The organism is Rhodovulum sp. FJ3 (genome assembly GCF_032918305.1).
Lineage (GTDB): Bacteria > Pseudomonadota > Alphaproteobacteria > Rhodobacterales > Rhodobacteraceae > SAT37.
Window position 1 is genome coordinate 181,476 of record NZ_JAWJUU010000002.1, and the last position, 9,279, is coordinate 190,754.

7 protein-coding genes are annotated in these 9,279 nt (G+C 61.1%); 4 read left to right on the plus strand and 3 right to left on the minus strand.

The window, feature by feature from the left end:
- Positions 1-22: 22 nt before the first annotated feature.
- The 3 genes from R1W00_RS05850 to R1W00_RS05860 are packed head-to-tail and all read right to left on the minus strand — an operon-like array spanning position 23 to position 1,613.
- On the minus strand, positions 23-553 hold the full coding sequence (locus tag R1W00_RS05850) for a phage tail protein (protein ID WP_317261792.1): 531 nt from the start codon (positions 551-553) through the stop codon (positions 23-25).
- A gap of 9 nt (positions 554-562) precedes the next feature.
- Positions 563-1,081, minus strand: coding sequence for a phage tail protein (locus tag R1W00_RS05855; RefSeq protein ID WP_317261793.1), 519 nt, complete (start codon positions 1,079-1,081; stop codon positions 563-565).
- 19 nt (positions 1,082-1,100) lie between these two features.
- On the minus strand, positions 1,101-1,613 hold the full coding sequence (locus R1W00_RS05860) for a phage tail protein (protein ID WP_317261794.1): 513 nt from the start codon (positions 1,611-1,613) through the stop codon (positions 1,101-1,103).
- A gap of 431 nt (positions 1,614-2,044) precedes the next feature.
- On the opposite strand from R1W00_RS05860, the gene R1W00_RS05865 reads away from it, so the two are divergent.
- From R1W00_RS05865 to R1W00_RS05880, 4 genes are all read left to right on the plus strand, one after another.
- Complete coding sequence (locus R1W00_RS05865) at positions 2,045-7,231, plus strand: choice-of-anchor D domain-containing protein (RefSeq protein WP_317261795.1); 5,187 nt, start codon at positions 2,045-2,047, stop codon at positions 7,229-7,231.
- A gap of 151 nt (positions 7,232-7,382) precedes the next feature.
- Positions 7,383-7,799, plus strand: coding sequence for a VOC family protein (locus tag R1W00_RS05870; RefSeq protein WP_317261796.1), 417 nt, complete (start codon positions 7,383-7,385; stop codon positions 7,797-7,799).
- Between the two features lie 85 nt (positions 7,800-7,884).
- The gene (locus R1W00_RS05875; protein WP_317261797.1) at positions 7,885-8,370 is read left to right on the plus strand and encodes a MarR family transcriptional regulator; all 486 of its coding nucleotides are present in this window, start codon (positions 7,885-7,887) and stop codon (positions 8,368-8,370) included.
- Positions 8,367-9,245: an amidohydrolase family protein gene (locus R1W00_RS05880; RefSeq protein ID WP_317261798.1), complete on the plus strand. Its 879-nt coding sequence runs from the start codon at positions 8,367-8,369 to the stop codon at positions 9,243-9,245. The genes R1W00_RS05875 and R1W00_RS05880 overlap by 4 nt, the downstream gene beginning before the upstream one ends.
- Positions 9,246-9,279 lie beyond the last annotated feature (34 nt).

A 9,279-nucleotide genomic window follows, 5' to 3' on the forward strand; every position in this document is an offset into this window, starting at 1 on the left:
ACTGCGGTGAGCACGGCGCGCGTTACGAGCGCGACGGATAGAGACCTTGCAGTGCAATGATAAAATTCAGGGCGAGATAGGGTTGCATGTTGAAATGGGGCTGGCCGCCGCCGTCATGCGACATCGCCTCGGGGGCGAGATCGACAAGGTTCTCGGTCGTGTCCGATTGATAAAGGGTGTCGCCAAACCCGTTGCGGGCCAGTGCACTTTTGTTCGTGGGTGGACCGGACACGCCCGGGGTCGTTGTGGCAAGCACGGTGTGCGAGTGGCGGGGCAGTTGGGTCTCGTTCAGGGTGACGTTTTCCACGCCTGTCGTTTGGCCCAAACGCCGGTCGGTCAGGCCGGGGCCGCGACCGGGATGCATAGGGGCGCGTCCCTGTAGGTTGGGCAGGGCCATCGTGGTGCGCCCGTCGCCCCCGTAGGTCGTCCCGATCAGGGAAAACAGGGCGGTGTTCTGTGACACTGGCAACAGTTGGCCATCGCAAAAGGCCCAACTGCGCGGCGCGAAATTCCCAGCGAAAATGCGGATTTCGGCAATAAACGGTTCTGACATGTCGATCTCCTAGTGGCGGCTGGGATAGATGCCGAACAGTGCGACGATAAAGTTCACACAGAGCGCGGGCATCAGGTTGGTGTGGCTTTGGCTGCCACCAGAGTTGCTCAGCATGGTGGCGGCCATCATCGTGTCTGGGGCCTGTTCGGCGTAGAAACTGACGCCGACACCTTGGGCCGTGACCATATCTGCGGGGGCAACCGTAGTGCCCGGTTGGGTGTTTGCCATCATGTCATGGGTGTGGCTGGCCAACTGGTTCGTGGTCAGGGTGACGTGTTCCGCACCGCCCTTGGCGCCCAACCGGCGCGTCGACAGGCCGGGGCCCGATCCTTGGTGGATGGGCAGGCGTCCGCGCATATCCGGCAGACCAAAGGTCGTGCGCCCATCCCCGCCATAGATTGTCCCATAAAGCGAAAAGAGCGCGTCGTTCTGTGACACCGCCAACAGCTGACCGTCGCAAAACGCCCATCCCCGCGGCGCAAAGGTACCGGCAAACATCCGGATTTCACCTACAAAAGGGTCTGACATTCCAATGTCCTCCGATAATTCAGTTGCGCGAGGGAAACAGGCCCTGCAGGGCGATGCAAAAGCTGACGGCCAGATAGGGCTGCATGTTTTCATGCGCCTGTCCGCCGCCCGCGTTGGTCACGGTCCCCGTCCGTAGGGGCGTCATCGACGCCACCTCCGGCGCGCCATAGGCGAATTCCGTACCCGTTTCAGCGCCCAGAACGGCGTTCGCGGGCGAGGGATTATTGCCTTGGGTGGATGAGGCTTTGACGCCGTGGCTGTGGCTGGGGGTTTCTGCCGCGCTCAGGGTCATGGTCTCGGCCCCGCTGCGCTGACCCAAAGTATGGCCATCGCCCTTGTGCAGGGGCGTACGCCCGCGCAGGTCGGGCAGGGCAAAGGTCGTGCGCCCATCCCCGCCATAGGTCGTCCCCAGCAGGGAATAGAGCGACTGGTTCTGGTTGATCGGCAAAATCTGCCCATCCACAAACGCCCATCCCCGTGGCGCAAAATTAAACCCCATCATGCGGATTTCCGCGAGAAACGGTTCTGACATCTGATCCTCCCCGAGTGGTGTGTCGCGGGTCCTATGGACGCCGGCACATCCGAAAAAGAAATGAGCGGCCCGAAATAAAGTGGGCCTTGGCATAGTAATCATTGGCCCATGCGCGCTTGGGCGTGGGCGTCTGAAAATCAGCCTATGATCTTTTTCCGACACTTTAGTCAGGCGGGTGACAGAAACGTGTGATTGGGTTTCTGGTTCGGCCATGGGTTGTGCCAGTGTGCCCCCAGAAATTGATCGCACCTGTGGCAAAGCGGTTGTGTGCGGAGGGGGCCGGTCTGGGGCCGACTGACCTGCTAGGTCCCATTCGCGCATCCCGCCAAAGGGTTACGGACAGGCCAATTGGGCCAACTGGGGAAGAGATGACAAATTTTTTGAACGGCCGCGCGACGGGCGGGAAATTGGTTGGGGCAGGGCGCTCTGTGATGACGCGCGTTTTTTCGGCGCTGATGATGGTGATGCTGGCGGCGACGATGTGGCTTGCGCCAAGTGGTCCGGCGCAGGCGGCTGTCACCGACTGTCCCAGCATCGCCGTGAACCAGCAATTGGGCCTGAACTTTATCCGTGACAATTGCGCCGAAGTGACCGGTGGCCCTATCCCCGGCGACTGGGCGTTCAATGACGATTTCATCTTCATTGAACAGTTTTCCAACGGCACGACGAATTTCACGATTCAGGATCTTCCCTCCGATCCCGACCCGCGTGTTCTGACCTATACAGTTCAACATGACAGCGGCACCACTGGCACGATCAGCAACGGCTCTTCCGCGAATGTGACCTGTAATTCCGGTTGTACGGTCAGCGGCAGCTATGGCGGCGTGCCTTTTAGCTTTGTCTATACCTTCTCGGGCGGCAGTGGAGCGATCGGCGGCGGTGGCGACACCACGGCCCCCACGGTCACATCCGTCCTGCGCCAGACTCCGGCGGCGGCCTCGACCAATTCGGATACTTTGGTGTTCCGCGTTACCTTTGACGAGGACGTTCAGAACGTTGACACCTCCGACTTTGACGGCAGTGGGACCACGGGCAGCGTGAGCGCTGTGTCTGCGGTAAGCGCGTCTGTCTATGACGTCACCGTATCGGGCGGCGATCTGGCCACCTTTAACGGAACCGTCGGTCTGACCTTCGACGGGGCCCAGAATATCGAGGACCTGGCTGGCAACGCCCTGAGCAACACGACACCAAGCACGGAAGAAACTTATACCCTCGTCAACCTGCCCGAGATTTCGGTTTCTGCCGATATCGGCGGTGCAGTTGCCGATGGTGGCACCTTGGCGCAGGGCAATCAGGCAGCAGGGGCACAGACCACGATCACCTTTACCGTGGCCAACAGCGGCGACGCCGACCTGACCCTTGCGACGGCGACGTCCTCGGCCCTGAGTAATGTCACGGTCAACTCGATCTCGGCCCCTGCCAGCAGCACAGTCTCGGCCAGTGGCACAACCACCTTTACCGTCGCCTATACGCCGACCTTGGCGACCTCGTTCAGCTTTGGCCTGAGCTTTGTGAACGATGACGCGGACGAAAACCCGTATAACTTTACCGTTTCGGGCACGGGGACAGGTTCGCCCGACATTGCCTTTGATGACCCCCAAGGCACCCCCGTCGCCAACGGCGGCACCGGTTCGGCAGGCTCAAGCGCGACAGTCGGGGCGACCAATTTCGCCATCTATGACATCTCGAACCTCGGCACAGATGTGTTGAACATCGACCTGCCTTCGGCGGGCGATGCGTCGAACCTAAGCAACGTGACCATCGACGCCGTGACCATCGGGTCCCAGACCCTGTCGGCGCTGAACGGCACGACCTCTTTGATCATCCACTATGTCCCGACAGCCGAGGGCGCGTTCAGCTTTGACTTTGCCGTGGGCAGTGACGATCCCGATGAGGACCCGTTCACGTTCAGCACGACCGGTTCGGCGGTCGGGACGCCCGACATCGCAGTGGTGTCGTCCTCTGCCGTTGGCAGCCTGAATGACGGAGATACGGATTTCCAAGGCGGACAGGCGGCCGCGGTCCAGCGAACCGTGACCTACACCATTTCCAACACTGGTACGGGGACCCTGACCCTGACTGCGCCGTCGTTAATGAGCAGCATTTCGAACGAAAGCAACGTCACGGTCGACGCGATTTCCCTTGCCAGCGCGACCGTCGCGCCCAGTGGGTCAACCACGCTTGACGTGACCTATACGCCGACGGCTCCGGGTCTGTTCACCTTTGATCTGGACATCGTCAGTGACGATCCGGATGAGGCGACCTTTGACATCGGCGTATCCGGTTCGGCGACGGGCACGCCCGAAATCGGGCTGAGCGGGTCGATCGGCGGCGCGGTTGCCGATGGCGGCACCTTGGCGCAGGGGTCGCAAGTGGCGGCAGGCGCGGTCGCGGTGACCTTTACCGTTGAAAACACCGGCACGGGTACTTTGACCCTGTCGACGGCGACGTCCTCGGGCGCCAGCAACGTGACGGTCAACAGCATCTCGGCTCCGGCCAGCACCACGGTCGCCCCCAGCGGAACCACGACGTTTACGGTGAACTACACCCCGACACTCGCGGGCGCGTTCAGCTTTGACCTGTCGATGGTGAACGATGATAGCGACGAAAACCCCTACAACGTGACCGTTTCCGGCGACGCGACGGGCGCGCCTGAAATCGGGCTGAGCGGGTCGATTGGCGGGGCAGTGGCTGATGGCGGCACCTTGGCCCAAGGGACGCAGACGGCGGCGAGTGCGGTCGCGGTAACCTTTACCGTTGAAAACACCGGCACTGACACCTTGACCCTTGCGACGGCGACGTCCTCGGCCCTGAGTAATGTGACGGTCAACAGCATCTCGGCCCCGGCCAGCACCACCGTCGCCCCCAGCGGCTCCACGACTTTTACGGTGAACTACACCCCGACAATTGCGGGCGCGTTCAGCTTTGACCTGTCGATGGTGAACGATGACAGCGACGAAAACCCCTATAACGTAACGGTGTCGGGCACGGCGACGGGCGCGCCCGAAATCGGTCTGAGCGGGTCGATCGGCGGCGTGGTTGCCGATGGCGGCACCTTGGCGCAGGGCAGTCAGACGGCGTCAGGCGCGGTTGCCCTGACCGTGACGGTGGAAAACACCGGCACCGACACCTTGACCTTGGCGACGGCGACGTCGTCGGGGGCCAGCAACGTGACGGTCAACAGCATCTCCGCCCCGGCCAGCACCACGGTTGCCCCTAGCGGCTCCACGACTTTCACCGTGAACTACACCCCGACAATTGCGGGCGCGTTCGGTTTTGACCTGTCGATGGTGAACGATGACAGCGACGAAAACCCCTATAACGTAACGGTGTCGGGCACGGCGACGGGCGCGCCCGAGATCGCGATCTCGTCGTCCATTTCGGGGGGGCTCACTGATGGGGGCACGGATGGGCACGGCACGCGGGTTGCGGGGAACACGGTGTCGGTGACCTACACCATTGAAAACACGGGCACGGATACCCTGAACATCACGACGCCGTCTTTGGCCAACGCGATTAGCGGGGAGGCCAATGCGACCGTGTCGTCTTTGGTGATCGGCAGCACGACCCTTGTTCCGGGCGGGACAACCAACATGGTTATCCAATACGCCCCGACGATTGCGGGGGCCTATGGGTTCGACATCGATCTGGTCAGTAACGATGCGGACGAGACGAATTTTGACATCGCGGTCACTGGTTCCGCCTCCGGCTTTCCAGACATTGGCGTTTCGGCGTCGATCGGCGGGTCTGTCAACGATGGCGGCACATTGGCCCAAGGGACCCAGACGGCAGGCGTGCCGGTGACGGTGACCTTTACGGTGGAAAACTCGGGCACCGACACCCTGACCCTGTTCAACCTGCAACAGGCCAATCCGGTCAACGTCACGATCGACAGCGTCACGGCCTTTAGCACCTCGTCCGTTGCGCCCCTGGGCGGGACGGCGACGTTCGATGTGACATATACCCCGACGCTTGATGGTGTGTTCAGTTTTGATCTGGTCGTTGCCAACAACGATGTGGGGGATGACCTCTATGACATCGCGGTGGTGGGGACCTCTGTCGGGGCGCCCGAGATCGAGGTCACTTCGGGTGGCAGCGGCGGTGCGGTCGCGGACGGGGGCACCGATACCCTGACCGACAGCCGCCCTGAGGGGGTGACCGCGGCCCTGACCTATACGATCAGTAACACGGGCACGAACACCCTGAACCTCGGTGGCGTGACCACCACCAGCCCCAGCAACGTCACCGTTGTCTCGACCAGCATCTCGGTCAGCACGGTCGCGCCGGGGGGGACGTCCGAACTGACCTTCAACATCAGCCCCGATGACAGTGGCGCGTTCCAATTCGCGTGGTCCTTGGGCAACGATGATGCGGATGAAAACCCGTTCGACGTCACTGTGCAGGGCGAGGCCGATCCGGGTCCGACCGTGACCTTGTCCGGTCTGCCGTCGTCCGTGTCGGGCACAACGACCTTTGACGTCATCGCCACCTTTAGCGAGGTGGTCACAGGGTTCGTTGCGGGTGACGTTGTGGTCACCAACGGCAGTGCAACCGCCGTTTCGGGCAGTGGCGCGGTCTATACCATCACCATCACGCCGTCGGGCGCGGGCGATGTGACCGTGTCGATACCAGAACGCGTGGCCTTTGCCGCCAATGGCGCGGGGAATGAGGCATCTTCGGTGGAAACCATCGCCGATCAGTCGGTTGAAGAGACCGAAGAAGAGATCGCGACCTTTATCGCCGCGCGCTCGGCCCAGTTGCTGAACCATCAGCCCAAGCTGCGCTCCATCGTCTTTGGGCGTCGCGGCGGGGCGTTCCAGTTCTCGACCAAAGGGGGCACGACCGCCTTTGACATCAAGTCGGGCGCGGACCTGCCGTTCTGGTTCAATCTAACGGGCAGCCAAAGCACAATCGGCACCGCCGAAACGACCTATGTCCATGGGGCATTCGGCGCGCATACGTGGATCACGCCGGACCTTGCCTTTGGGGGGATGCTGCAAATCGATCAGGCAGATCAAACCGACGGCGCGGTCTCGGTCGATGGGACCGGTTGGTTGGTGGGGCCGTATCTTTCGGGGCGGACCAAGGATCAGGCGCTCTATTACAACGCCTATGTCCTTTATGGCCAATCCAGTAATGACATCAGCCCGTTTGGCACCTTCACCGACAATTTCGATACCGAGCGTCTGTTGGTGCACGGTGATCTCTCGGGCGAGATGCAGCACGGCGATGTGACCCTGTTCCCGACAATTTCGGCGACCTACAGCTCGGACACCCAAGAGGCCTATATTGACGGTCTGGGCAATCTGATCGGCAAGCAGACGCTGGAGATCGGACAGGTCGCGCTGGCCCTCGATTTCGAGGCGCCTTTGGGCGACAACGCACCCGGTTGGACGATTAACGGGGGGCTGCAGGGGTCCTACAACATCGTCAACGGCAGTGGGTCCGCCGCGATTTCCGCCAGTGATCTTAAGGGCGCGCGCGCACGGGTCGAACTGGGTCTGGCCTATGACAACGGCGGCGGGATGTATTCCGAGATCGTCGGTTTCTATGACGGGATCGGGGCCTCGGGTTATGAAAGCTATGGCGCGTCTTTGACCTTCAATCTCGACTTCTAGGGCAGGACATCCCGCCCTAGACCAGCCACCCCGCACGGTCGAGCGCCTGTTCAATCAGGTGCTCGGCCTTTTTATGTGCCCCGTATTCAGGGCGTTTCGCACGCCTGAGCGTGGTGCTAGTCTATGGGGCACGACAACAGGCGAGGCGGTTATGAAGCTGGAATTTCATCACATCAACTATGTGTCCGAGGACGTCGACCGGCTGCATGATTTCTATACCAACGTCTTGGGGTTGGACGATATTCCGATCACGTCTTTTCCGCGCCCCGAGGCCAAGGATGGCAAGGGCTATGCGGGCAAGATCCGCTTTGCCACGGATGGCGCGATGCAGATGCATCTGGCGGAAAAGAACCTGCGCGTGGCCTTTGACAATGGCGAGGTGATCAATCCGGTCGAACGCGGCCACATCGCATTTCGCACCGACGACATCGCCGCGTTCCTTGCGTTGCTCGACGCCAAGGGCATTCCCTATTCGGACTACGGCACCGCCTTTGCCAAGGAATGGCATCAGGTGTTCTTTCACGACCCCGAAGGCAATGTGATCGAGGTACATCAGGCGGTGGCCTAAGTCCATGTCGAATTAGTTTCCAGAGAAAATACTTTACGAGGAAACTGTTATTGCCTACCACTATTTTGAGGGTGGAGGATCGCGCGTGGCGAAATCATCGGATGTTTTGCAGGCGCCGCAGGTAGATGCGGTGCGCTTGAGGGGGCTAGAGACCTCTATCGGGTTGCATCTGCGCCTTGCCCAATTGCGCGCATATGACCGTTTTTTCGACGCGTTTCAGGGCGTTGACCTGCGTCCCGGCGAATATTCCGTGCTGTGGCTGATCCATCAGAACCCCGGCGTGCGTCAGGGGCAACTGGCCGAACGGTTAGAGATCAAAGCCGCGCAGATGACCAAGATGATCCGCCGGTTTGAGGATCAGGGCCACGTCCGCCGCGTCATTCCCGATGAGGATCGCCGCGCGGTGTGCCTGTTCCTGACCGAGGCGGGCAGCGCATTCACCCTACGACATCAGGGCGCTTTTTTCGGGCATGACACCCAACATCACCACGGGCTGAGCGCCGCCGAAGTTGGCCAGCTGATCCAGCTTTTGACGAAATACACCACACCAACCAAAGGGACAGGCCAATGAACATAGATGACCTGATCGCCATCGATTTCCACACCCACGCCGAAGAGCCCTGCTGTGGCCCGCGTGACGATGGCTATGACGATTTTCAGGCCGCAATGGCCAAGTATTTCAAAAACCCGGCAGGGGCCGACGGCATGCTGCCTAGCGTTCAGCAAACCGCCGAATACTTTCGTGACCGCAAGATCGGCGCGGTGATCTTCCCCGTCGATGCCGAGCGCGAAACCGGCTTCCGCCGCTATAAGAACGAAGAGGTCGCCGAGATCTGCGCGGAAAACAGCGACATCCTGATCCCGTTTGCCTCTATCGATCCCCACAAGGGCAAGGCGGGCGCGCGTGAGGCACGGCGTTTGGTGCGCGAATTTGGCGTCAAAGGGTTCAAGTTCCACCCGACAATGCAGGGGTTTTATCCCAACGACCGCGAGGCGGCCTATACCCTCTATGAGGCCATCGCGGAGGAGGGCGCGATCATGCTGTTCCACACGGGTCAGACCGGTGTCGGGTCGGGCATGCGGGGCGGCATGGGCATGCGCCTGAAATACAGCAACCCGATGTATCTGGATGATGTCGCCGTCGATTTCCCCGACACGCCGATTGTCATGGCGCACCCGTCCTTCCCGTGGACCGAAGAGGGGCTTGCCGTCGCCCAGCACAAGCCGAACGTCTATTACGACATGTCCGGTTGGTCGCCGAAATACTTCCCCGAGATTTTCGTGAAATACGCGAACTCGATCCTGAAGAAGAAGATGCTGTTCGGGTCGGACTGGCCCGCGATCACGCCGGACCGGTGGCTCAAGGACTTTGACACCATCGGAATCAAGGAAGAGGTCAAGCCCCTGATCCTCAAGGAAAACGCGCGCCGTATCCTGAATATGTGATGGCCTGCGGCCCTTGCCTTGGCGGGGGCCGCGT